Here is a 24668-nt window from a genome sequence, read left to right on the forward strand (position 1 = left end):
GCTACTCCATGCGCTCCCCACGCGGATTCCTCGGACCCCGCGGCTCGTGCGATATGCCACACTGCTGATATGGCCGAGAAGGATGACGCCCCTCGCGTGAAGAAGGTCGTCGTCCGTCGTGTCACCCGCGAACAGCCCAGCCCGGAGAAGCCGGCACCGGAACAGACCCGCACCCTCACACGACCTCGTGTTCCACGCCGCGAGCGCGAGGAACCACCGCGGCCGCCACGCGTCCCCTTGCGTCAACGCGCTGCCGCCGTCACCCGCCGGAGCGCTGCGGGCGCCAGACTCGGAATCGATCTGCTGATCGGCGAGGTTCGTGCGCTGCGCTGGCCGGCCTGGCCGCCGAGCGTCACTGCCGCGGTCGTCGGCGCCGCGGCCGGGCTCCTCCTGGCAGCGCTCGGCGCGGTCACCACCTGGGGCATCTCCGGTGTCCGCGGCGTCGCGGGAGGAGCAGGAGGAGCCGGACTCCTTCTCATCGTCCTTCTGCTCGTCCTCGTCGTGACCGCCAGTGCCGTCTTCCTGCGCTGGATCGGGTTCCGGCGGCCGTGGACCGTGCCCGCCCTCGGCATGATCGCCCTCCTGACACTGGTGCTCGCCTTCTTCCTCGGGCCGGCCGGGTCCGCCTGGGCCCTCCTACTCCTCCCCCTCCTCGGTGCCGGATGCTTCGCCGCCGCCGACCGAGTCCTGTCCATGGCCGCCGACGCCCCTGGAGATGATGACGAGTGACCGCACCCGTGCTCTGGCAGCCGCCATTGGATGGATCGAGCCGGCTGGAGGGCTTCCAGCGTTGGCTGCGGGAGACCGGCATCGTCGACACCGGCGACTACGAGGCGCTGTGGCACTGGTCCACCACCGATCTCGACGGCTTCTGGTCGGCGGTGTGGCGCTACCTGGAGATCCCCGCCGATGGCGACCCCGCCGTGGCCCTCGCCGATGACTCGATGCCCGGCGCCCGCTGGTTCCCGGATATCACCGTGAACTACGCCGAGGCGATGCTGCGCCTGCCCGGACGCGCCGACGACGACGTGGTGGTGCTGGCCCGTTCGCAGTCGCGCGGGGACGTGGCGCTCATCGCCGCCGAGCTCCGCGATCAGGTGGCCCGGGCACGGGCGGGACTCCTTCGTGCGGGTGTGCGGCGTGGTGATCGGGTGGCAGCGTACGCCCCTAATATCCCTGAGACCCTCGTGCTGCTGCTCGCCGCGGCGAGCATCGGGGCGATCTTCTCCTCCTGTGCCCCGGAGTTCGGCACCCAGAGTGTCATCGACCGCTGGCGGCAGACCGAACCGGTGCTGCTGCTCACCGTGGACGGCTATCGGTACGGCGCCAAGGCCATCGATCGCCGCGCCGAGGTCGAGACCATCCGCGAGGCATTGCCGAGCATCCGCACGACCGTCTGGTTGCCCTATCTCGACGCCGCGGCCACACCCCCGGATCAGTCCATCAGCTGGGCCGAGTTCACGTCGGAGACCGGACCGTTGGAGTTCGAGCGGCTGTCCTTCGACGCACCGTTGTACGTCCTGTTCTCCTCGGGCACCACCGGCCTGCCGAAGCCCATCGTGCACGGCCATGGCGGCATCACGGTCGAGCACCTGAAGGCGCTGGCGCTGCAGAACGATCTCGGCCCGGAGGACCGCTTCTTCTGGTTCTCCACGACCGGGTGGATGATGTGGAATCTCCTCGTCTCGGGGCTGGGTGCCGGTGCCACGATCGTGATGTTCGACGGCAACCCGGGCGCTCCCGATCTCGGGGAGCTCTGGCGCATGGCCGATGATCTCGACGTCACCTATTTCGGCACCAGCGCGCCCTATCTCCTCGAATGCCGCAAGCAGGGGCTCCACCCGGCGCGCGACCACGATCTGTCGGCGCTACGGACGATCGGGTCGACCGGTGCGCCGCTGCCGGCCGAGGGATTCTGGTGGGCGCACGAGGAGTTCGGGTCCGAGGTCCAGGTGTGCTCGTTGTCGGGCGGCACGGACACGTGCGCGGCCTTCGTCGGCTCCGCACCCACCGTGCCGGTCTACGCGGGCGAGATCTCCTGTCGCTGCCTCGGGGCGGCGGTCGAGGCCTACGACGAGGACGGCCGGCCGGTGATCGGACAGCTCGGCGAGCTCGTCATCACCCGACCGATGCCGTCCTTCCCGATCGGCTTCTGGGGAGATGACGACGGATCGCGCTACCGCGCCGCCTATTTCGAGGACATCCCGGGCGTGTGGCGTCACGGCGACTGGATCTCGATCACCGACTACGGCAGCAGTGTCATCACCGGCCGCAGCGATGCGACGCTGAACCGGGGTGGCGTGCGCCTGGGAACCTCGGAGTTCTACGTCGTCGTCGAATCACTGCCGGAGATCGCCGACAGTCTCGTGGTACACCTGGAGGACGCCGAGGGCGGCGCCGGGCGGCTGCTGCTCTTCGTGACACTCAGCGAGGGGGCCGTGCTCGACGAGGAACTCCGCCGGCGCATCGGATCGGAGCTACGCAGCCGGCTCTCACCGCGCCACGTTCCCGATGAGATCCACCAGGTCCGGGGCACGCCGCGCACGCTGTCGGGCAAGAAGCTCGAGGTGCCGGTCAAGAAGATCCTGCGCGGCGCCCCCGTCGACAACGCCGCGGCCAAGGGCGCTCTCCAGAACCCCGAGGTCCTCGACGACTACACCGCCTTCACCTGATCCCACCAACTGAAACAACTGCCGGACCCAGCCCAGATTTGGCCAGTTGTGGCCCGTTTTCGGTGATGAAAACGGGCCACAACTGGCCAAATTTGGGACTCGTCAGACGAGGAGTTCTGCGATCTGGATGGTGTTGAGGGCGGCACCCTTGCGGAGATTGTCGCCAGCCACGAAGAGCACGAGACCGCGCTGTCCGGGGACCGACTGATCCTGACGGATGCGGCCGACGAGGCTCTCATCGCGGCCGGCGGCCTCCAACGGGGTCGGCACATCGGTGAGCGTGACACCGGGGGCCGCGGCCAGGATCTCCTCGGCCCGCTCCGGCGAGATGTCCCGAGAGAACTCCGCATTGATCGACAGCGAGTGACCGGTGAAGACCGGCACGCGCACGCACGTCCCTGCCACCAGGAGCTCGGGGATGCCGAGGATCTTGCGGCTCTCGTTGCGGAGCTTCTGCTCCTCGTCGGTCTCGTTCGAGCCGTCGTCGACGACCGAACCGGCCATCGGCAGCACGTTGAACGCGATCGGCGCGACGTACTTGACCGGATCGGGGAAGGCGACGGCACGGCCGTCGTGGGTCAGCGCATCGGCCTTCTCGACCACCGCGAGCGCCTGGCCATGCAGCTCCTCGACACCGGCCAGACCCGATCCCGACACCGCCTGGTAGCTGCTGACGACGAGCCGCTCGAGACCCGCCTCCTCGTGCAGCGGCCTGAGCACGGGCATCGCGGCCATCGTGGTGCAGTTGGGGTTGGCGATGATGCCCCGTCCACCGGGCCCGTCGGCGGACGGGATGTCGCCGGGGTTGACCTCGCTGACGACCAGCGGGATCGACGGATCCTTGCGCCAGGCGGAGCTATTGTCGATGACCGTGACACCCGCCTCCGCGAAGCGCGGTGCCTGCACCTTGCTCATCGTGGCACCGGCGGAGAACAGCGCGATGTCGAGCCCGGACGGATCGGCGGTAGCCGCATCCTCGACGACGATCTCACCGCCCTTCCACGGCAGCGTGGTTCCGGCCGATCGACTGGACGCGAAGAAACGCACCTCATCGGCCGGGAAATCGCGATCCTCCAGCAGCTGGCGCATGACGGCGCCGACCTGCCCGGTCGCGCCGACGACTCCGATCGAGAGGCTCATCGTCCGCTCCCTCCGTACACCACGGCCTCGACCTCGCCGGTCCCGAGCCCGAAGGCCTCGTGGGCGGCGCGTACGGCCGTGTCGACATGGGTCTCGGATACCGTCACCGAGATCCGGATCTCCGAGGTGGAGATCATGGCGATGTTGACACCGGCTGCCGCGAGCGCCTCGAAGAAGGTGGCGGTGATGCCCGGCTGCGAGCGCATGCCGGCACCGATGATCGACACCTTGCCGACGCTGTCGTCGTAGAGCAACCGCTCGAAGCCGACCTGGTCCTTCAGCCGCGCGAGCGCGGTCATCGCCGTCTGCCCGTCGGCCCGCGGCAGCGTGAAGGAGATATCGGTGAGCGCGGTGGCCGAGGCCGACACGTTCTGCACGATCATGTCGATATTGATCTCAGCATCGCCGAGGGCACGCAGGATCGCGGCCGCCTCGCCCGGTCGGTCCGGGACGCCGACCACGGTGATCTTGGCCTCGCTGCGATCGTGCGCGACGCCGGAGATGATGGCCTGCTCCATATCGGAGTCACCTTCCTGCTCGAGGTGCCGCGCGACCTGATCGGCGGCGACGACCCACGTGCCGGTCTTCTCCGAGAAGGAGGAGCGCACGTGGATGGGCATATCATTGCGGCGGGCGTACTCGACGCACCGCAGGTGGAGGATCTTGGCCCCGTTGGCGGCCATCTCGAGCGTCTCCTCATAGGAGATCGCCCGGATGCGCCGGGCCTTCGGCTCGATCCGCGGATCGGCGGTGAAGATGCCGTCGACATCGGTGTAGATCTCGCAGACATCAGCCTTCAGCGCCGCGGCGAGCGCCACCGCCGTGGTGTCGGAGCCTCCGCGGCCGAGCGTGGTGATGTCCTTGGTGGTCTGCGAGACGCCCTGGAAGCCGGCCACGATGACCACGGCGCCCTCGTCCAGCGCATTCTGCAGACGCCCAGGGGTGACGTCGATGATCTTGGCGCGGCCGTGGGAGTCGTCGGTGATGACGCCGGCCTGCGAGCCGGTGAACGAGCGCGCCTCCTGGCCAAGGTTGCCGATCGCCATCGCGAGGAGCGCCATCGAGATGCGCTCACCGGCTGTGAGCAGCATGTCGAGCTCACGAGCGGGAGGGATCGGGGAGACCTCGTTGGCGAGGTCGATCAGCTCATCGGTGGAGTCGCCCATGGCCGAGACCACGACGACGACATCGTGGCCGGCCTTCTTGGCCGCCACGATTCTCCCGGCGACTCGCTTGATACTCGTGGCGTCGGCCACGGACGAGCCGCCGTACTTCTGCACGACAATGCCCACGGAGGTTCCTTCGGATCGTTGAGGAAACTGAACGCCACGCTGCGCCGCCCCTAGTCTACGCATCCGAGCGACGGGCATGATATCCGTCCCACCTCGTACGCGCGACGGGCGGCGCTGGACGGAGGATGTGACTCCGCGGCTGCCCTGGCGACCACCGAGTCACATCGTTCGTCCGAGAGCGACGGAGCGAGCTCCTGAACGGCTCACCCGGCGAGAAGAGGTTCAGCTTCCGACGGAGCGAGCTCCTGAACACCTCACCTGGCGAGGCCGGGTTCAGCTTCCGACGGAGGTGCGGTGTTCGAAGGCGCGGCCGAGGGTCACCTCGTCCGCATACTCGAGATCGCCGCCGACCGGCAGACCGCTCGCGAGCTTGGTGACCCGCAGGCCGAGCGGCATGAGCATGCGCATGAGATAGGTGGCCGTGGCCTCGCCCTCGAGATTGGGATCGGTGGCGATGATGACCTCGGTGACGGTGCCGTCCTGCAGTCGCCCCAGCAGTTCCTTGATGCGCAGCTGATCGGGGCCGATCCCGGCGAGAGGGCTGATCGCACCGCCGAGCACGTGATAGCGCCCCCGGAACTCGCGGGTGCGCTCGATCGCGATGACGTCCTTGCTCTCCTCGACCACGCACAGGATCGCGGGGTCGCGGCGCGGATCGGCGCAGATCCGGCACTCGGTCTCGACCGTCACGTTGAAACAGATCGCGCAGAAGTGCACCCGCGTCTTAGCGTCCACGAGCGTGGCCGCGAGCCGCTTGACATCCTCGGGATCGGCGTCGAGCAGATGGAAGGCGATGCGCTGAGCGCTCTTGGGACCGATGCCCGGCAACTGGCCGAGCTCTTCGATGAGGTCCTGGATCACGCTCTCGTACACTCCGCCAGCCTAGTCGGCCGGGCCTTCGACAACAGGAGCCACGCGGCTGACCCCCCTCAGGTCGTACCGTCGGAGTATCACCGAAGGAGTCATCATGAGCATCCCCTCCGCATGCGCGCAGCCGTCAGCGGCGAGGCCGGGGAGCCGCTGACGATCGACGAGATCGACGTCCCCACCCCAGGCCCTCACGAGGCCCTCGTCCGCGTGCTCACGACCGGTGTGTGCCACACCGACCTCCATGCCGTCGAGGGAGACTGGCCCGTCCCTCCCAAACGACCGCTGGTGCCCGGCCACGAGGGCTTCGGCGAGGTGGTGGCTGTCGGAGACGAGGTCACCGACCTCGCGGTAGGCGACCGCGTCGGCAACGCCTGGCTGTGGTCGGCCTGCGGTCGATGCGAGTACTGCCGTAAAGGCTGGGAGACGCTCTGCGAGCAGCAGGAGAACGGCGGCTATTCCGTCGACGGGTCGTTCGCGGAGTACATGCTGGTCGACGAGCGGTACGCAGCGCGCATCCCCGACGGCGTCGACCCGGTCGAGGTCGCCCCGATCCTCTGCGCGGGAGTGACGGTCTACAAGGCGCTGAAGGAGACCGAGGTGATGCCGGGCGAATGGGTCGTGATCTCCGGCATCGGCGGTCTCGGCCATGTCGCCGTGCAATACGCCATCGCGATGGGCATGCGGGTGGTCGCGGTCGACATCGACGACGAGAAGCTCGAGCTCGCACGGCGCCACGGAGCCGAGCTCGTGGTCAACGCCCGCGAAGCCGACCCGGGCCAGGCGGTGCAGGACGAGATCGGTGGGGCTCACGGCGTGCTCGTCACCGCGGTCCACCCCTCCGCCTTCGGTCAGGCAGCGGCCATGTCGCGGCGCGGTGGCACGATCGTCTTCGTCGGCCTGCCACCCGGCGACTTCCCGGCGGACATCTTCGACACCGTGCTCCGCGGGCTCACGATCCGCGGCTCGATCGTCGGCACGCGACAGGACATGGTCGAAGCGCTGGAGTTCTTCGCCGCCGGCAAGATCCGCCCCACCGTGCACACGCGGCGGCTCGATGACATCAACGAGATCTTCGAGGAGATGAAGGCCGGGCAGATCGAGGGCAGGGTCGTCCTGGAACTCGCCTGAGTCGTCACGAGGCGATCAGACGGTCGATCTCCCGGGCCGGCCCCTGACGGGCGATGCGCTCCAGGTCCGCGAGGGTGTCGACATCGTCGCGCACACCCGGCCAGTCGCCGGCGATCTCGACGATGCCGAGATCGCGATGCGCACGAGCCGATCCCGGGCCGTAGGAGGCGATCAGCTCGGCCGGCGATGACGAGGTGAGCAGGGTGGTGCCCTCGCCGCTGCGGTCGGGCATGAAGGCGCGACGGTGGTCGCCCGCCATGTCCAGGGCCGCGCCCAGGGTGGTTGCGGTGAGAGCGGGAAGGTCAGCGGGGATCACCGCGATAGGGTGCTCCGCGCGATGCTCGGCCGCCCACGATCGGCCCCGGTCGACCGCTGCGGCCATGGTCCCCGGGTCGGCGAGTCCGATATCCGCGGCCGGATGAGCGACGCCCACGACGACGATGGTCTCCACCGTCGGGATCCGCCTCAACTCGCCGAGGACGTGGTCGGCGAACACGCGTGCGGCGCGCTCGCGGTGTGCTGGTTCCAGGGCGAGGCGGGTTTTGGCGTGGTGGAAGGGTTTGATGGGCACGATGACTGTCCACCCCGGGCCCGTTGCGGCCCGGGTCATCGGACGGTCCCCAGGGGTAGCTGGTCGACGCTATCGGTGGCCGACGGGGTTGATGGTTTACCGCGGACGGGACGGAAGGGTTGATGGCCTACCGCGTGGGGTGTCCTCGATGCCGGACTCATGCGGGCGCTGGGGTGTAGAGGGTGGTGCGTTGGCGGGCGGGGCGGCCGGCGAGGGCCGCCATCTGCTCCAGCTCGGCGACCGACTTGCGTGAGCCATTGGTCGAGCCGGCCATCCGGCTGATGGTCTCCTCCATCAACGTGCCGCCCAGATCATTCACACCACCATCAAGGACCTGCGCGCACAACGGCGGTCCCAGCTTGACCCAGGAACACTGAATGTTGTCGATCAGCCCATGCAACAGGATCCGCGACAACGCATGCACCGCCCGGTTGTCGCGCGCGGTCGGTCCCGGCCGGGCGACGCCGGCAAGATAGATGGGGCTGGACTGGTGCACGAACGGCAGCGGCACGAACTCGGTGAACCCACCGGTGTCACGTTGCAGATCGGCGATGAGACGCAGGTGCGCGACCCAGTGATGCGGCTGATCGACGTGCCCGTACATCATCGTCGCGGTGGTCGGCAGCCCCAACCGGTGGGCGGTGGTGACGACCTCGATCCACTGGGCAGTGGGGAGCTTGCCCTTCGTGAGGATCCAGCGGACCTCATCGTCGAGGATCTCCGCCGCAGTCCCGGGCAGCGAGTCGACCCCCGCCTCACGCACCGAGGTCAGGAAGTCGGTGATGGACAGGCCGGTGCGCGCGACCCCGTTCATGATCTCCATCGGACTGAACGCGTGCAGATGCAGCGACGGTGCCGCGGCCTTGACGGCCCGGGCGATCTGCTCATAGGAGGTGGCCGGCATCGCCGGATCGATCCCACCCTGCAGACACACCTCCGTGGCGCCCACCGAGACGGCCTCGACCGCCCGCGCGCCGACCTCGTCCAGGGACAGGGTGTAGGCATCGGCATCGGAGGCGCGCTGCGCGAAGGCGCAGAACCGGCAGCCGGTGTAGCAGACATTGGTGAAGTTGATGTTCCGGTTGACCACATAGGTCACGTCATCGCCGACCGCCTCGCGCCGCAGGTCGTCCGCCAGCGAGCACACGGCGTCGAGCGCGGCGCCGTCGGCAGTCATCAACGCCAACGCCTGCCCAGCACTGAGCCCGGCAGGGTCGGCCTCGGCCGCCCGCAACGCCGCAGCCACCTCAACCGAGCCCAGATGCTCGCCCGCGAGGGAGGGAGCGGAGCGCACCTGCTCGCGCAGCGCGGACCAGTCGCCGTAGACCTCGTCGAAATCACCGCGGCGGTCCTCGGTCCGGCCGGTGGTGTCGATCGTGGTGTGCAGATCGGTACGGCCGGAGTCCGCCCATCCGCCATCGGGCTCCTGCCACGGCCGGCCCACCACCGGCGCGTCGGCGGCCGCGAGGCCGTCCGGTCCGGCGAGGGCATCGACGTGCCCCCGCAGCCGCGGATCGAGCCACGGCTCGCGCAGATAACCCGGATGTGCCGTCAGCCGCTCGCGGAGCGTGAACCCCTCAGACTTGCAGAGTCCGGCGAGCCGGTCGATCTGCGGCCACGGGCGCTCGGGATTCACATGATCGGGGGTCAGCGGACTGATGCCGCCGAAATCATCGACCCCCGCATCCAGCAGCCCGCGGCACTCGTCCAACTCGACGAGATTCGGGGGCGCCTGCAACCGCACCGACGGTCCCAGCACGAGGCGGCAGGTGGCGATCGCCGCCAGATACTCCTCGACACCCAGATCATCGGCATGACGCATCGCGGTATCGGGCTTGGCGCGGAAGTTCTGCACGATCACCTCCTGGATCGCGCCGTGCTCCCGGCTGATCCGCCGCAACTCCAGGATGCTGTCGGCCCTCTCGGTCTCATCCTCGCCGATCCCGATCAGCAGCCCGGTCGTGAACGGCACCGCCAGCCGGCCCGCGTCCTCCAGGACCCGCAGGCGCACCGCCGGATCCTTATCCGGACTCTTGTAATGCGGCTGTCCCTTCTCAGTGAGCCGGGTGCTCGTGGTCTCCAACATCATGCCCATGGACGGTGCGACCGGCTTGAGACGAGCCAGCTCCGCCCAGCTCATCACCCCGGGGTTCAGATGCGGCAGCAGCCCGGTCTCCTCCAACACCCGGATCGCCATCGCCCGCACGTACTCCAGCGTCGAGTCGTATCCCGCCTCCTCGAGCCACTGCTGCGCCTCCGGCCAGCGGTCCTCGGGGCGGTCACCCAGAGTGAACAGCGCCTCCTTACAGCCCAGCTCAGCACCCCGGCGCGCGATCTCCACGACCTCATCAGGCGACAGGAAGACCGACTCGCCCTTGGCGGCGAGCACGGCCGGCGACTCCACGAAGGTGCAATAGTGGCATCGATCGCGGCAGAGCTTGGTCAGCGGGATGAACACCTTGCGCGAGTAGGTGACGATGCCCGCGCGACCGGCATCAGCCAGACCCGCATCACGCACCCGGCGCGCCGCGGCCATCAACCGCTCCAGCTCCGTGCCCCGCGCCCCGAACAACGCCGCAATCTCATCGCGGCTCAGGGTCTTGGCCGCCTCGGCACGCGCGACCGCTCGCGTGACCTCCCGCTGCGTGGGCATCGCCGCCTCCTCCTCGAAATCGGGTGTTTAGACCTGGATGCCGGTGATGGCGATGCCCGAGCGGGTCTTGTAGCGCTTATTCATCGAGATCAGCACCGCGGTCAACGGCTCCAGCTGACGCGCCAACCGCAGAGCACCGGCATCGATCCCCGGCTTACCCGTCACCGCGGTCGCCAGACCCGCCACCAACTCCTTCGCCTCCACATCATCACCACACACCAGCACATCCTCATGGCTCAGCGCATCCGGCGTCTTCCACAACGAGAGCGCCGCGACATGATGGAACGCTCCCACCACCCACGCCGAGGGCACCAGCCGCTGCGCCTCCTGCGCCGCCGACTCCTCCAACACCAGCCCATACGGACCGCCACCATCGAAGCCCAGCGGATTGACGCAGCTGATCACCACCTTGCCCGCCAACGCGTCCGCCAGACCCGTCACCAACTCACCATGGCCATCCCACGGCACCGCCAACAACACCACATCAGCAGCAGCCGCTACCGCAGCATTCTCACCACCCGCCACCGCCACCCCGGCCCGCTCGGCGATCTCATCGGCCTTCTCCTTCGCCCGACCCGCATCACGCGACCCGACCACCACCTCATGACCCGCCAACGCGAACCGATACGCCAGCCCACGCCCCTGCGGACCCGTACCACCCACCACAGCAATGCGATATTTCGTCATGTACTCCCACTCACCTTTCACGTCGTCGCCGCGAGCTCAGCAGAGCGCGGCATCCTCAGAGCCTCGCCACCCGGGCGGCCAGCCCTGCTCGAGTGCCTGTTCGGCGAGCCCGGCGACCGCATCGAGTTTCCAGCCGTTGCGCGGAAGCGGGTGGGCGATCCGGTCCAGCTCCGCATCCAGCTCCGCTCGCAACCTCAACCTCGAGACGACCGTTCCCTCCAGTGCTCTCTCGGTCTCCCGCGCCCGCCACGGCGTGGGCGCGACAGCGCCCAGCACGATCCGCACATCACGGAGTCGACCCTCCTTTCCGAGGGCTGTGATCGTGGCCGAGGCCGTGGCGAAATCGCCGTGGTAAAGCGAGAGCTTGGCGAACCCTCCCTGCCTGTCCAGATCCTCCGCGCCAATCACGATCTCGAGGATCACCTCGCCCGGCTCCAGGCTGAGCTCACCCGGTCCCGAGTAGAGTTCGCCGATCCGGAGGGTACGTCGGCCGCCGGTGCGTCCCACGACCACCTCGGCATCGACGGAGGCGAGCACAGTCCCCAGGTCGGACGGGGTGACCGCCTGACAGCGGTGACCGTCGATGACAGCGTGCTGGAATCTATGATCACCTTCCACAGCGTAACAGGGGCTCGTCGCCCCGTTGCGCTTGTAACAGGCGAAGCCATTGCGGAAGAACCAGCATCGCTTCTCCTGAGCCAGATTCCCGCCCACCGTGGCGGTGTTCCTGATCTGCGGCGAGGCGATCGAGTCGATCGCCTCGGACACGAAGGGTAGTCGGTCTCGCAGGTGGTCGGCGAGCTCCGCCAGTGTGACCGCGGCGCCGATCCGCAACGCTCCGCGCTCGTCGACCGTGATCACTCGGCGGGCCGGAATGCCGATGGTCGAGATCAGCACGGGGGCCGGGCGCGCCTCGCTGCGGCGCGCCACCAGCGCATCGGTCATGCCGCCCACCGGGCGAGCGTCCCGTCCCAGCTGCGAGGTCAACTCATCGTCCGTCCGGGCGCGGATGATCCGCGGCTCCTCCGCAGGAGTGGAACCTCGATGACCGACGCCGCGTCCGAGCTTGGTGCCGTAGCGATGCAGGATCGTGTGCAGGCCGAGCGGATAGAGGGCTCGAATGCCGGAGACCCACCATCGCGAAGGACGGCGCCAGAGTCGATGACGTCGCCGGCGACCCTCCTGCTGCGCGAGCGCGGTCAGGATCTTGTCGGGCGTGATCGGCAGATCGGTGATCCGCACGCCCACCGCGTCGTAGACGGCATTGGCGATCGCGGCACCGGGCGGGATGATGGACATCTCGCCGACGCTCTTCGCCCCATAGGGACCGGCAGGATCGCTGCCGTTGACGATGACCGGCCGTACCGACGGCAGATCAGCCGATCTCGGCATCGCATAGTGCAGGTACGACGTGTTGACGATCCGACCGCCCTCGCGGATCAGTTCCTCGCCCAATGCAGCACCCAGGCCCATCACCGCGCCGCCGACGATCTGCCCCTCGGTCGCCGTCGGGTTGATCGCCGTGCCGACATCATGGGCCGCCACATAGTCGATCACCGACACCTTGCCGGTGCGCCGGTCGACGTCGACCACGGCACCGTGGGCGGCGAAGGCATAGGAGGGAGAGAGATTGAACCGGTCCTTACCCGGTGTGATCATCTCCGTGCCTTCCAGGAGATAGCTCGTCTCATGGCTGAGACAGCCATCCACTGCGTCATCGCTCAACTCGACCAGATCGCCGAGATCCACGGCGTCGTTCTCGGACACCGCGCGCCCGTCGCGGAGCTCTACCGCATCGGTACCGAGCTTCTGCGCGGCCACCGCTCGCAGCATGTCCGCCATCTCGCGTGCCGCCTTGCCGACCGACGAACCCGTCATATGGGTCCCCCGGGACGACCACGCGCCCAACTCGAACGGTGTCCTCTCGCTGTCCATCGAGACCACGTCGACATCGCTCACTGCGATGCCGAGCTCGCTGGCGGCCACCTGAGCGAGGATCGTGTTCTGGCCGGTGCCCGCGTCCGCACTGCCATGACGCACGCGCACCCGGCCGTCGCTGAACACGTCGATGGCCGCATCGCTGCGATTGGCCTGCTCATAGGCGAACGCCCCGCTGCCGTGCATGCCGGCAGCCACACCGACTCCCCGGTCCGGTATCCGCTCGGCCTTCCGCTCGTCCCAGCGCAGTTCCATGCGCACCGACTCCAGGCAGTCACCCAGTCTCGATGTCGTCACCTCGTATCCGCACAAGGTCGGCGCGAACTCGGGCCCGGTATTGCGGAGTCGCAGGTCGAGCGGATCGACGCCGAGGCGCTCGGCCAGCTCGTCGACCTGGGACTCCACCGCCAAGGAGACCTGCGGCGTGCCGTAGCCGCGGAACTGTCCCCCCGGCTGGGTGGCCGTGTCGACGAGCCGCGATGTCAAGGACACCCCGTCGGGACGGTACATCGACCCGAGCGTGATCAGGCCGACCCGCATCACCGAGGAGCCCATGTGATTGTAGGAGCCGTTGTCGACGAGCAGGTCTGCCTCGAACAGTCGGATGATCCCGTCACGATCAGCCGAGGTCGTCAGAGTCGTCTCGAAGCGATGCCGCGGCTTGTTCGCTCCGAACTCCTCGTCTCGGGTGAGCTCGACGAGGACCGGTCGGCCCGCCTTCCGCGAGAGGGCCGCCGCCAGCACCTCGTGCTCGGAGGCCTTGGATTTGGATCCGAAACCGCCGCCCACCGCCACCTCGCGGCAGATCACCTGTTCGTGGGCGATACCGAGCAGATGGGAGACCTCCTTGGCGATGAACCACGGTGCCTGCGTCGAGGTCCACAGTTCGACGCAGCCGCGCTCGGCATTCCAGCTCGCCAGCGTGGTGTTGGTCTCCATACACGCATGCGAGACGCTCGGGTACACATAGCGGCCGTGCACGCTGACGACACCGGCCCGACGTCCGGCCTCCACGTCGCCCCAGTCGATCGCCGACAACACGGAGACATTGGGTTCGCCGCTCGTGCGCTCGTGCAATCGACGTGCCCGCGCCCGCAGCGAGTCCCCTGGAGTCAGCGGTGCTCGACGTACTCGGTAGCGGACGCGGATCGCGTTGATCGCCGCCGCGGCGATCGCCGCGGAATCGGCGGCGACGGCGGCGACCTCCTGTCCGACGTGGCGCACCACGCCATCGGCGAGCGGCGGTCGATCCGAGAGCGGATGACCACGGTGGATATACCGTGCACCCGGCTCGAAGTCGGCCATCGTGATGACCGCTCGCACGCCGGGCAGCCGTTCCGCCGCGCTCACATCGAGGTCGATGATCTCGGCATAGGGATGCGGTGATCGGAGGATCTTGCCGATGAGCGTTCCAGGGAGGTCGAGATCGGCCGTGTACTGCACGCCGCCCGCGGTGCGTGCCTCCCAGTCGATCGGGCGGACCCGTTCACCGATCCAGGTCACCGTGACTCCATTTCGTCTGCCTCACGTCGCCACACCACCGCGCAGACGGCGGCGGTGATCGCCTGATAGCCGGTGCACCGACAGATGTTGCCGGACAGCTGGGCCCTGATGCTCTCGGCGAGGTCCTCATCGGACAACGTCTCGGATGATCGGGACAGCAGGGCGGCGATGTGGACCAGCTGGCCGGGCGTGCAGAAACCGCATTGGAAGGCGCCCCGGTCCGCGAACTCCGCACGCACATCGGCGATCTCCTCAGCGAGCCCCTCGAGGGTCGTCACGGGTTGGTCGACCAGCGCCACCGGCGTCACACAGGACATCACGGGGCGCTCGCCGACCAAGACCGTGCAGGCACCGCATTCTCCTCGTCGGCAGGCGAGCTTCGTCGCCCGCAGACCCAGAGCATCGCGCAACACCTCCGCCAACGGCGTGGCACCGCCGAGGTCCACCTCGACCTGATCGCCGTTGACCCGCAGGGAGCGGGTGCCGTCAGCTGTCACAGGTTCTTCGCCCAGTGCAGCTGGCGCGCCTCGATCCGGGTGTACACGGTGTTGATGACATTGCCCACGACACCCAGGATGATCAGCGCCGTGAACATGCCGGCGATATTGAAGACCGACTGCGCCTGCGTCAGATAGAAGCCGATCCCGTTCTGGCCGCCGATCAGCTCCGAGACGACCATCATGATCAGGGCGATGGGCAATCCGATCCGCAGTCCCGCGGAGATCATCGGGACGGCCGACGGCAGGATCACCCGCCGGATGATGGCGGGACGGCTCAGTCCATAGGACCGGGCCACGTCGATCCGTTCCTGGCTGCAGCTGCGGACCCCGGACACCGTGTTCACGAGCACCGGGAACAGCACGCCGAAGGCGATGATGGAGATGCGCATCCCGTCACCGAGACCGAAGAGCAGCACCGCCACCGGCATCACGGCGACCGCCGGCAGTGATCGCATGAACTCCAAGGTCGGACCCGTGTACTCGGCGACTCGACGTGAGGTGCCGATCGACAGCCCGATGACGATGCCGAGCAGCGCCCCCACCAGATAGCCGATGGCGAACCGCTGGAGGCTCGGCAGAAGATCGCTCACCGTGTGGTCGAACAACCAATCCTGCGCGAACACCGTCATCACCTTGCTCAACGGCGGTAGGTAGATCGACGAACTGACCCGGCCACCGACCTCCCACAGCACCAGGATGAGCACCGGCAGCGCCCAGGGCACGACCCTGTGCATCGTGGACCTCATCGGGATCCTCCGTTCGTCCTGATATCGCCGTTCCAGAAGACCAGCCGACGTTCGAGCCCGGCCATCGCGAGATTGATGACGTAGCCGATGATGCCGACCAGCAAGATGCCCGCGTACATGTCCTCGGTCCTGATCGCGACCTGCATGCGGATGATGTAGTAGCCGAGGCCACCACTGCGCGTGAGGATCTCGACCGTGATCACCAGGATGAGCGCAATCGCCGCGCTGATCCTGATGCCGGCGGCGATGTTGACCGCCGCGCTCGGGATCTGCACCCGGAAGAACACCGCCAGCCGGCTCAGCCCGAAGATCCGGGCCGTGTCGACCGCGACATCGTTCACATCGCGGACCCCGTAGTAGGTGTTGAACAGGATCGGCCAGAAGGAGGCGTAGACGATCATCGCGACGGTCGTCGTGGGTCCGACGCCCAGCAGCAGGATCGAGAACGGGATCAGCGCGACCGAGGGCAGTGGTCGCAGGAACTCGATCACGATCCTGAAGGTGTTGTAGGCGGGCTGGAAGGCACCCAGCGCGGCGCCCAGGATCACACCGAGGACGGTCGCGATGGCCAAGCCCTGGGCATAGGCCAGCAGCGTGCCGCCGATCCCCGACAACATCTCCCCGCGACCGATCTCGGCCACGAAGGCCTCGGCGATCTGGCTCGGACGCGGGACGTAGATCGAGTTCACGACTGTCATCGTCAGCAGCTCGATGAGCGCCACGAGGGCGACCACGAACACCAGACCCCGCCAGTTGAAGCTCGCGGAGGAGAACCGCCGTCGCACCACCGCGGTGCCATCATCGGCCGTGTCGGCGACCGGCGCTGAAGTCACGGTCATGACCTCTCCTTTCGGACGGTGCGGAGCGTCACTCGGCGATGACGGAGGCGGCTTCCACCGGCTCGGGGATCACTCCGAAGCGCTCCATGATGTCGATCGTGGGCTGGACCATGTCCTCGGTGACCTCGTCACCGAACTGCAGCAGCTGCATGGTCGCCAGGGTCTCGTCGGTCAGCGACGTGTACTCCTGCAGGATGCTCTTGCGTTCTTCCTCATTGGCCGGATCGTTGGCCCAGGCATTGGCCGCCTTCAGCGCCGCCCGGAACTTCTCCACCGCCTCGGGATTGGCGTCGACGACCTCCTCGCTGCCGAACCAGATCGTGTTGTAGAAGTCCTCCCCGGCGTTCACCGCGTCATAGGGGGCCAGCAAGGTGCTGCCGAGTCCGTCGGCCTCGATCTGGTAGTTGAACGGCGCCGTCACGGTGGCCGCGTCGACCTGACCGCTCTCGAAGGCCTGCCCCACCTGGGTGAAGTCCAAGGTGACGACATTGACCTTCGAGATGTCCGCACCCGCGTCCTCGAGCGTGGCGAGGGTGGAGAGGTGCGGCATGGTGTTGAGCGCGTTGACCGCCAATGAGCGTCCCTCGAGCTGCTCGATCGAGGTGACATCGCTGTCCTCGGGGAGCATGACCCAGACTCCCGGGTTGTCCTGGGTGTAGATCGCCCCGCCGGCCACGATCTGGAAGTCGATACCGGCCACGGAGGCCGAGGTAACCGAGGTCGGCGAGGTCAACGCGAACTCCGCATCGCCGGACTCGACCGCGGCCGCGAGCTCGGGCACATTGGCCACGATCTTGACCTCCACATCGAGCCCCTCGTCCTCGAAGAAGCCCTGCTTGTCGGCGTAGAACGCCTGTGACCCCGAGTCCGAGCCGACCGTGGCGATGGTGATCTTGGTCGTGCCGTCCTCACTCTCCTCGATACCCCCGCCTCCCCCGGACCCGCCCCCGCAGGCCGCGAGAACCAGCAGCCCCGCGACACCCGCGACCGCCGTCGCACCACGCCTCATAGCAATGAACATGTCTGACCCAATCTTTCGAAGTGTTGTTTTCAGTGGGAGCCGTGGCGCTGGTCCGTGAGCCCCATGATGTCGTGGACGAGCGCGCGGATCCGGAGGAATTCTGGATGGCTGCGGGTCTCCACCTGCGATCGCGGCCGGTCGATGTCGACGATCAGTTCCTCGGCCACGACGCACGGAGGCTTGCTGAGCACGACGATGCGGTCGGCCAGGTAGATGGCCTCGTCGATATCGTGCGTGACCATCAACATGGTGTTGCCGGAGTCGCCGAGCCGGTCGCGGATGCCCAGTAGGGTGTCCTCGAGGCCCTCCTTGGTGAGGGCGTCGACTGATGCGAAGGGCTCATCGAGGAGCAGGATCTCCGGCTGGAAGGCCAGCGCGCGGGCGATGGCCACCCGCTGCTGCATCCCGCCGGACAACTGCCCGGGGTGGTACTTCTCGAAACCGCTGAGCCCGACCGTCGCGATCGCCTCGGCGACCCGCGAGGTCTTGTCGGCCGCGGCGATGTCGCGCCTCCGTGCGAGCGGGAAACGCACGTTCTTCTCGACCGTGAGCCACGGGTACAGCGAGCGCGTGTAGTCCTGGAAGACGAGCGCCATCTCCGGTGGCGGGCTGTTCACCAGCTGACCCCGCAGGCGGACCTGGCCGCTCGTCGGCGCCAGGATCCCCGACAGCATCCGCAGCAGCGTGGACTTGCCGCAGCCGGACGGGCCGATGATGGCGACGAACTCGCCTTCCTTGACATCGAACTCCAGCCCATCACACACGAGCGGCGCATCGGGGGCGTAGCGCTTACGAAGCCCGTCGACCTGCAGGATCCTCTCTCCGTCTGTCACGCTGTGTCCCTTTCCGCGCTCGACATCGCGATCGATCGCTGTTGCCTTCATCGACACCACTTCCTTCGGTTCCTCACGTGAACTGGACCATCGGAGAAGAGGCTCCCAGGTCCGAGGACACCGACGCAGACCGCCGCGGCTCCTCTGTTGTCGCCACACCGCGGATGGCCCGCGCTGAGAAGTGCCCCCGATGTAACCGGGCGCGGGCGCAGATAGAAAGACCACATCCCGCGCCACGGAACGGTTCCATCGCGCGCACATCGGGGAATGCGGGATCGCCTGTGTGGCCGATGACCCCATCCGGGCTCGGCGAGAACCGTTGTGGTGTCCCGCTCGGTCTAGATCGACAGGACGCGTGGACGGTAGGTGCCGGCGTCCTTGACCAGACGCCCGGAGGTCGCCACGTGACTGATGCGCTCAGCATCGCCGAGGCCACGGATATCGGCGATCGCGTCGCCGTCGTAGACCACGACATCGGCGAGCTTGCCGGCTTCCAGGGTGCCGATGGAGTCATCCAGTTCCAGCAGTTCCGCGCCGACTCTGGTGCCGGACTGGATGGCCGCGTGCGGTGTCATTCCGAGATCGCACAGGTACCCGAGTTCGCGCAGGTTGAGCCCGTGCGGGCCGGCACCCGCATCGGTTCCGAGCGCCACCGAGGCGCCTTGATCGATGGCATTGGCGATGTTCTCTCGCCCGCGCTCGATCCATCCGAGCTTCTTGCGGACATAGTCGGCCGGCATGCGCTGCTGGTCCTCTGGGTCGAAGACCATGGTCGACAGGGTCGGCACGAGGAAGGCGCCCGAGTCGATCAGCAGCTGGCACTCCTCCTCGCCGATCCCGTATCCGTGCTCGATACTGCGCACGCCGCTGATCAGGGCATTGTGGATGCCCCGGCGGCCCTGTGCGTGCGCGGCGATCGGCAGCCTCCTGCCGTGGTAGCGGCCCAGCTCCGCGTGGATCGCCCGCATCTCCTCGACCGTGAGCCCCTGATCGTCCGGGTCATCGGACACACTCCCCATGCCGCCCGTCGCGCACACCTTGATGACGTCGACACCCGATCTCACCAGCTGTCGTGTCGCCACGACCGCCTCCTGCGGCGAGTCCACGATGTGGTTGAGGGCGCTGATGGCGTAGTCGGACCGCTCCACCGCCTGGCCGTTGGGGAAGGTCCAGTCCACATGTCCGCCGGTATGGCTGAGGATGCCATGGGAGACCAGCAGGCGCGGACCGTCGATGAGTCCGTCGGCGACGGCCCGGCGCATGCCGGGAGTGGTGCCGCCGAGGTCGCGGACCGTCGTCACACCGGCCAGGAGCGTCTGCCGCAGCCGCACCGCTGCCTCCAGGTGGCGGTAGTCGTCGAATTTCGCCATGGCGACCGCCAGCGGCTCCCACCGGCCCGAGGCGAAGACGTGGACGTGGCAGTCGATGAACCCGGGCAGGATCGTCCCCCCGGCCGCGTCGACCCGCCGCGCGTCACCGGCATCGGGCGCACCGTCCGCGGGGCCCGCGTAGGTGATGTGTCCGTCCGTGTCGGTGAGGACGACACCATCGGGCACCGGCTCTCGCCCGGTGCCGTCGATGAGCTGGCCGTGGTGGAAGCACAGGGACTCGGGCATCTTCGTTCCTATCGACGCTGATGGAGCCGGCGGTTGCGGGCATCGCTGTACTGATTGCCGGCCAGTGAGACACCCAAGGTGGTGAGCAGCAGCGCCAGCGAGGGGAAGAGCGTCATCCACCAGGCGAAGGACAGCACATTGGATCGTTGGGCGTTCTGCATGATCCGCCCCCACGACCAGGCGCTGGGATCGCCGAGCCCCAGGAAGGAGAGCGCTGCCTCCGTGATGATGGCGCGTGAGGCGATCATCAGGACCGCGACGATGATCAGCGGCACCACGGAGGGCACGATCTCGCGCATGATGATCGTCCATGCCCGCTCGCCGACGATGCGGGCCGCGTCGACGAAGGGCATCGACACCACCTGCTGGGCGCCGCTGCGGATCAGGCGGGCCACCTCGGGCCAGGCGGTCAGGCCGATGACGAGGATCGTGGTCCGCAGGTTCGCCCCGAGGGATGCCGCGACGACGATCATCAACGGCAGCGGAGGCAAGGAGAGCATCACATCGACGATGACGCCGAAGATCGTGTCGAGGCGGGGGAAGAAGGCCGAGAGCAGACCCACCGCGGCACCGACCACGGTCGCGATCACCGAGGCCACCACGGCAACGAGGAGGGACGTCCTCGCACCCCATGCCACCTGCGAGAACACGCTACGGCCGAGGTCATCGGTGCCGAAGGGGTCGCTTCCGCTCGGGCCGGCCAACAGGGGGCCTTGGTCCGAGCGTGGCGCGTCGACGAGCCACGGTCCCAGGATGCCGAGGAGGACGAAGCCGACGACGAGCACGGCACCGACCCACCACAGGGGTCGCCTCACCAGCTCGTGCCGGATGCCGGGGCGGGCGACCGGGGCCTCAGCGGGCTCAGCGGATTGAATGGCGTCGGTCATGTCGTCACCCTCGGATCCAGGACGCGGGACATCACGTCGGTGAGTAGGTTCGCCAGCACGACGGAGGCGGCCAGGGCCACGAAGGCCGCCTGCAACACCGGGTAGTCGCGCTGCATCACCGCGGCATGGGTGAGCTGGCCGATGCCCGGGTAGGCGAAGACCGTCTCAGTGAGAACCGATCCGCCGGCCAGCGCTCCGAGCTGCAGACCCATGAGCGCCAGCGCGGGCAGCATCCCGTTGCGCAGTGCGTAGCGCCAGATGATGCGACGTTCCGCGATGCCCCGGGCCCGGGCGGCACGGACATGCTCCTGCTGGAGCACGTCGACCATATTGGTGCGGAGCGTGAGCGCGTAGGGGCCGACATTGATGATCACCAGGGTCAGCACCGGAAGCACCAGCCGATTGGCCACGCTGCCCAGCCAGGCGAGTCCGCTGGCATTCGGATCCTGGGTGGACCCGATCGCGAACCAGCCGAGGTCGGCGGCGAAGACGATGAGGAGCAGCACGGCCACGCTGGGGACGAACAGCGCCGAGCTCGCGATACCGAAGCTCTTCAGGCCTCGATCGAGGAACCCGTCACGGCGCACCGCCGCCATGGTCCCGAGGGGGATCCCGACGAGGATGGTCAGGATGAAGGCGCTGCCGGTGAGCAGCAGCGTCCACGGCAGCCGGTCGACGATCAGGGAGGCCACCTCGACGTTCTGCACATAGGACATGCCGAAGTCGCCCTGCAGCAGCCCGCCGAGGAAGTCGACGTACTGGGTCAGCAGCGGCCGGTCGAGGCCGTAGGAGCTGCGCAGGTTCTCGATCAGCGCCTCCGAGGCCCCCTCCCCGGCGATCAGCTCGGCTGGATCGCCGGGGAGGAGACGCAGCATCAGGAAGGTGATCGTGACGGCGGCCCAGATCGTCGCGACCGCGCGCAGCACGCGCATCAGGATGAACCTACGCATCTGCTGTCAACCTCCTGCCGCTCGGTACGCCATCAGTCAGCACGTGTCACGTTCGCCAGCGACCACGCATTGGTGATGGAGAAGGACTCGAAATTGGCCGTCTCCCAGCCGCTGTAGTCACTCGAGACCGCGAACGCCATCTCGGGACTGTAGATCCCCCGCGCGTAACCCTGCTCGTAGACGCGCTCGACGATCGTCTTCGCGGCCTTTTCACCGGCTTCGGAGGTGCCGGAGGCCCTGGCCTCGTCGGCAGCCTGCTGGATCACCGGATCCTCGTAGTGACCGCCGTAGAACACCCCGAGATCGGCCTGTCGGGGGTCCCAGCTGATCGTGGTGAAGGTCAACGGGCTCAGGTAACCGGCTCCGAGCGGATTGATGAAGAGGTCGAAATTGCCCTCCTTGCTGGCACTGCGCGCGGAGTTCCGCTCCTGGCAGTCGTTGACCAGCGTGATGCCGACCTCGGCGGCCTTCTCCGTCATGAGGTCCAGGATCTTGACGAAGTTCGCGACGCCGGAGTCGCACAGCACCCTGAACTCCCGGGCATCGGCTCCGGTCTCCGCGACGATCCGCTCCGCCTCGGCCGTGGAGAACTCACGTTCGTCGACATCGGGGGTGAGACCGCCGGAGACCAGCGGAGTCACGAGCGGCTCTCCGGTGTCCAACAGCACGCTCTTCACCACCTGCTCGGGATCGACGAAGCTGAGCAGCAGGCTGCGCAGCTCCTGTTCGGGGACCCGGTCGGTGTTGACGGTGAGCTTGGCGTAGCTGGTGCCCGGTGCCACCGTCTTCAGCTCCACGCCCCCGGACCCCTCGAGGGTCCGCCGAGCCGACTCCGAGACGGCCGGGGCGATCGCCGCGACCTCCCCACTCGTCAGCGCCACCTGCGCGGTGTTGGCATCGGGGAAGAAGCGGTAGACGACCGAGGACGCCTTCACCTCGCCGTGCTCCGTGGGCCAGTGCTCGTTCCGCTCGAAGGTGTAGCGATCCCCCTTGCGCTCCTCGGCGAGCACGTAGGGTCCGTTGCCGACCCACAGGGCGTCCTTCTCCGAGAGCGTGAAGGTGCCCATCTGGTCGGCGCCCTGCTCCTCGACGACATCGCCCCAGACATGCTGCGGGACCACGAGCACCTGGGAGGAGTCCTCGCAGGCGGTGGTCGCGGGGGTCAGCAGGTTCGCCGAGACGGTCGACTCGTCGAGGGCTTCGACGGACTCGACGTTGCCCTGCCAGAGACCGTACATGTCGCTCGCGATACCGGTCTGCATCGTGAAGACGACGTCATCGGCGGTCACCGGTTCGCCATCGCTCCACTGGTAGCCGTCGTCGATCGTCCACTCCACTCGCTGATTGCCGTCCTCATAGGTGCACGAGCTCATCAGCCCCGGCTCGAGGCCACCGCCCTCCTTCAGGCGCATCAGGGGGAGGTACATCGTGTTCATCACCTGGATGTCCGTCGCATTCGTGACCGACAACGGGTTGAATGCCTGCAGGTCGGTGGTGATGGCGATGTCGAGCGTGAAGTCCTCGTCGTCATCGGCGCCGGAGTCGCCGCAACCGGCGAGGATCACCATCGCCGCCGCGCCTACGGCTATCGTCTTGAGCGTTCGATGTGCACGCATGACCGCTTCCTCCTCATCAGGTCCCGGAATGGTCCGCCGGGGGATGTCCATGATTCTGCGGTGGGTGACGTGCACCACTGGTGGGATCCGCGCCAATCGTCATGAACGACGACACCTCACGCAGGAAATCTCAACGTAGGAGGCTGACGTTGCCGGAAAACAGCGTAGTCCTGAAAGAGTCCGACCTGACGCTCATCGATGCACTCGCGGCGGATCCGCGAGCCACCTGGAAGGAGATCGGGCGAGCGGTCGACTCCGATGCCACCACCTGCGCACGACGCTGGAAGCGCCTCGAGGAGACCCGTCTGGCCTGGCTGGTCGCCCAGCCCTTCAGCGCCACGGGCGTGTCATCGTCCTTCATCGACCTGTCCTGTCAGCCTGGACATGCCGCGACAGTCGGCGAGCAGCTGTCCGCGCTGCCGTCGGTGACCAGCGCCGAGATGGTGCTCGGCGACTACGACCTGCACCTGACCGTGCTCCAATCGGCCGAGCCGTCGACCGTGGAGGTGCTCGATCGCGAGCTCGCGGCGATCACCGGCGTGCGCAGGCAGCGCAAACAGCTGATCCTGCGCACCTTTAAGGACGGATCGCGCTGGCGGGTGGGTGCGCTGGAGAAGGCCGCCTACCGCCGGATCGACTACGACCGCACCACGCGGCCGATCGTGAGCCGATACCGGCCCCACCCGCTGGATCGCCGGATCATCGCACTGCTGCTCCACGATGTGCGCACCCCGGTACGGACGATGGCCGAACGCCTCGACGGCAACCCGACGTTGATCAAACGGCGTATCGACATCCTGCGCCAGTGCGGCCAGATCGCTCTGCGCGTCGACTGCGCGCGACCGTACCTGCCGCTCTCACAGAGCATCACGCTCTGGGCATCGGTGCCGGCGCCTCAGCTGTCGGACGTCGGCACGATGCTCGCCGCCGAACCGCAGACCCGGATCGTGGCGGAGACCCTCGGCACGGAGGCCAACCTGGTCTTCAGCCTGCTGGTGAACCAGCCTTCGGAGGCCAGCGCGGTGGAGAGCCATCTGCTGTCTCAGTTCCCCCAGGTAAGGGTGGTCGATCGCGCTGTGGGCATCCGCTATTTCAAGCGCGTGATGCACCTGTTAGGGCCCGATGGGCGCAATGCCGGGACCACGGATTTGCCGGACACCGTCACCTCGTCCTGGCAGCTCGACCAACCGGTGGGCTGATGACCCC

General features: G+C 67.7%; 19 protein-coding genes and 1 pseudogene. 4 read left to right on the top strand and 16 right to left on the bottom strand.

Annotated elements, in window-relative coordinates; translation table 11 throughout:
• The first annotated feature begins 69 nt into the window (after window positions 1-69).
• Entirely contained in the window at window positions 70-729 is a 660-nt protein-coding gene (locus FNM00_RS06885; RefSeq protein WP_143912710.1) for a hypothetical protein, read from the top strand.
• Window positions 726-2672 carry an acetoacetate--CoA ligase gene (locus FNM00_RS06890; protein ID WP_221933624.1) on the top strand — a complete coding sequence of 649 codons (1947 nt, stop codon included), beginning with the start codon at window positions 726-728 and terminating at the stop codon, window positions 2670-2672. The genes FNM00_RS06885 and FNM00_RS06890 overlap by 4 nt, the downstream gene beginning before the upstream one ends.
• 102 nt (window positions 2673-2774) lie before the next feature.
• Here FNM00_RS06890 and FNM00_RS06895 read toward each other — a convergent pair whose 3' ends face one another.
• The 3 genes from FNM00_RS06895 to recR form a co-directional block, all read right to left on the bottom strand.
• Window positions 2775-3812 carry an aspartate-semialdehyde dehydrogenase gene (locus FNM00_RS06895; protein ID WP_143912711.1) on the bottom strand — a complete coding sequence of 346 codons (1038 nt, stop codon included), beginning with the start codon at window positions 3810-3812 and terminating at the stop codon, window positions 2775-2777.
• Window positions 3809-5104 carry an aspartate kinase gene (locus FNM00_RS06900; RefSeq protein ID WP_185973026.1) on the bottom strand — a complete coding sequence of 432 codons (1296 nt, stop codon included), beginning with the start codon at window positions 5102-5104 and terminating at the stop codon, window positions 3809-3811. Before FNM00_RS06900 ends, FNM00_RS06895 begins: the two co-directional genes overlap by 4 nt.
• A gap of 273 nt (window positions 5105-5377) precedes the next feature.
• A complete protein-coding gene (recR, locus tag FNM00_RS06905) occupies window positions 5378-5977 on the bottom strand; it encodes a recombination mediator RecR (protein ID WP_143912712.1) in 600 nt (199 codons plus the stop codon).
• A gap of 111 nt (window positions 5978-6088) precedes the next feature.
• Here recR and adhP point away from each other — a divergent pair, with 111 nt between their 5' ends.
• A complete protein-coding gene (gene adhP / locus FNM00_RS06910; protein ID WP_143912713.1) occupies window positions 6089-7102 on the top strand; it encodes an alcohol dehydrogenase AdhP in 1014 nt (337 codons plus the stop codon).
• Window positions 7103-7106: 4 nt separating this feature from the next.
• On the opposite strand, the gene cofC is transcribed toward adhP, so the two are convergent.
• The 13 genes and pseudogenes from cofC to FNM00_RS06975 form a co-directional block, all read right to left on the bottom strand.
• Window positions 7107-7673, bottom strand: coding sequence for a 2-phospho-L-lactate guanylyltransferase (cofC, locus tag FNM00_RS06915; protein WP_185973027.1), 567 nt, complete (start codon window positions 7671-7673; stop codon window positions 7107-7109).
• Between the two features lie 157 nt (window positions 7674-7830).
• A pseudogene (locus FNM00_RS06920) lies at window positions 7831-10335 on the bottom strand (bifunctional FO biosynthesis protein CofGH); the annotation flags it as partial.
• A gap of 18 nt (window positions 10336-10353) precedes the next feature.
• A complete protein-coding gene (gene npdG / locus FNM00_RS06925) occupies window positions 10354-11013 on the bottom strand; it encodes an NADPH-dependent F420 reductase (RefSeq protein WP_143912716.1) in 660 nt (219 codons plus the stop codon).
• Window positions 11014-11049: 36 nt separating this feature from the next.
• The gene (locus tag FNM00_RS06930) at window positions 11050-14454 is read right to left on the bottom strand and encodes a molybdopterin cofactor-binding domain-containing protein (protein WP_143912717.1); all 3405 of its coding nucleotides are present in this window, start codon (window positions 14452-14454) and stop codon (window positions 11050-11052) included.
• Complete coding sequence (locus tag FNM00_RS06935) at window positions 14451-14951, bottom strand: (2Fe-2S)-binding protein (RefSeq protein ID WP_143912718.1); 501 nt, start codon at window positions 14949-14951, stop codon at window positions 14451-14453. Before FNM00_RS06935 ends, FNM00_RS06930 begins: the two co-directional genes overlap by 4 nt.
• On the bottom strand, window positions 14948-15688 hold the full coding sequence (locus FNM00_RS06940; protein ID WP_185973028.1) for an ABC transporter permease: 741 nt from the start codon (window positions 15686-15688) through the stop codon (window positions 14948-14950). Before FNM00_RS06940 ends, FNM00_RS06935 begins: the two co-directional genes overlap by 4 nt.
• An 8-nt stretch (window positions 15689-15696) precedes the next feature.
• The gene (locus tag FNM00_RS06945) at window positions 15697-16539 is read right to left on the bottom strand and encodes an ABC transporter permease (RefSeq protein ID WP_143912720.1); all 843 of its coding nucleotides are present in this window, start codon (window positions 16537-16539) and stop codon (window positions 15697-15699) included.
• Window positions 16540-16567: 28 nt separating this feature from the next.
• A complete protein-coding gene (locus FNM00_RS06950) occupies window positions 16568-17548 on the bottom strand; it encodes an ABC transporter substrate-binding protein (RefSeq protein ID WP_185973029.1) in 981 nt (326 codons plus the stop codon).
• Between the two features lie 41 nt (window positions 17549-17589).
• A complete protein-coding gene (locus FNM00_RS06955; RefSeq protein ID WP_143912722.1) occupies window positions 17590-18444 on the bottom strand; it encodes an ABC transporter ATP-binding protein in 855 nt (284 codons plus the stop codon).
• A gap of 287 nt (window positions 18445-18731) precedes the next feature.
• Window positions 18732-20009 (bottom strand): metal-dependent hydrolase family protein, encoded by a 1278-nt coding sequence (locus FNM00_RS06960; protein WP_143912723.1) that lies wholly within the window; start codon window positions 20007-20009, stop codon window positions 18732-18734.
• An 8-nt stretch (window positions 20010-20017) separates the two neighbouring features.
• Window positions 20018-20896 carry an ABC transporter permease gene (locus FNM00_RS06965; protein WP_143912724.1) on the bottom strand — a complete coding sequence of 293 codons (879 nt, stop codon included), beginning with the start codon at window positions 20894-20896 and terminating at the stop codon, window positions 20018-20020.
• Window positions 20893-21846: an ABC transporter permease gene (locus FNM00_RS06970; RefSeq protein WP_143912725.1), complete on the bottom strand. Its 954-nt coding sequence runs from the start codon at window positions 21844-21846 to the stop codon at window positions 20893-20895. Before FNM00_RS06970 ends, FNM00_RS06965 begins: the two co-directional genes overlap by 4 nt.
• A 32-nt stretch (window positions 21847-21878) precedes the next feature.
• Window positions 21879-23462 carry an ABC transporter substrate-binding protein gene (locus FNM00_RS06975; protein ID WP_185973030.1) on the bottom strand — a complete coding sequence of 528 codons (1584 nt, stop codon included), beginning with the start codon at window positions 23460-23462 and terminating at the stop codon, window positions 21879-21881.
• Between the two features lie 149 nt (window positions 23463-23611).
• On the opposite strand from FNM00_RS06975, the gene FNM00_RS06980 reads away from it, so the two are divergent.
• Window positions 23612-24661, top strand: coding sequence for an AsnC family transcriptional regulator (locus tag FNM00_RS06980; protein WP_185973031.1), 1050 nt, complete (start codon window positions 23612-23614; stop codon window positions 24659-24661).
• Window positions 24662-24668 lie beyond the last annotated feature (7 nt).

The sequence above is a fragment of the Aeromicrobium piscarium genome (genome assembly GCF_007421815.1).
GTDB lineage: Bacteria > Actinomycetota > Actinomycetes > Propionibacteriales > Nocardioidaceae > Aeromicrobium > Aeromicrobium piscarium.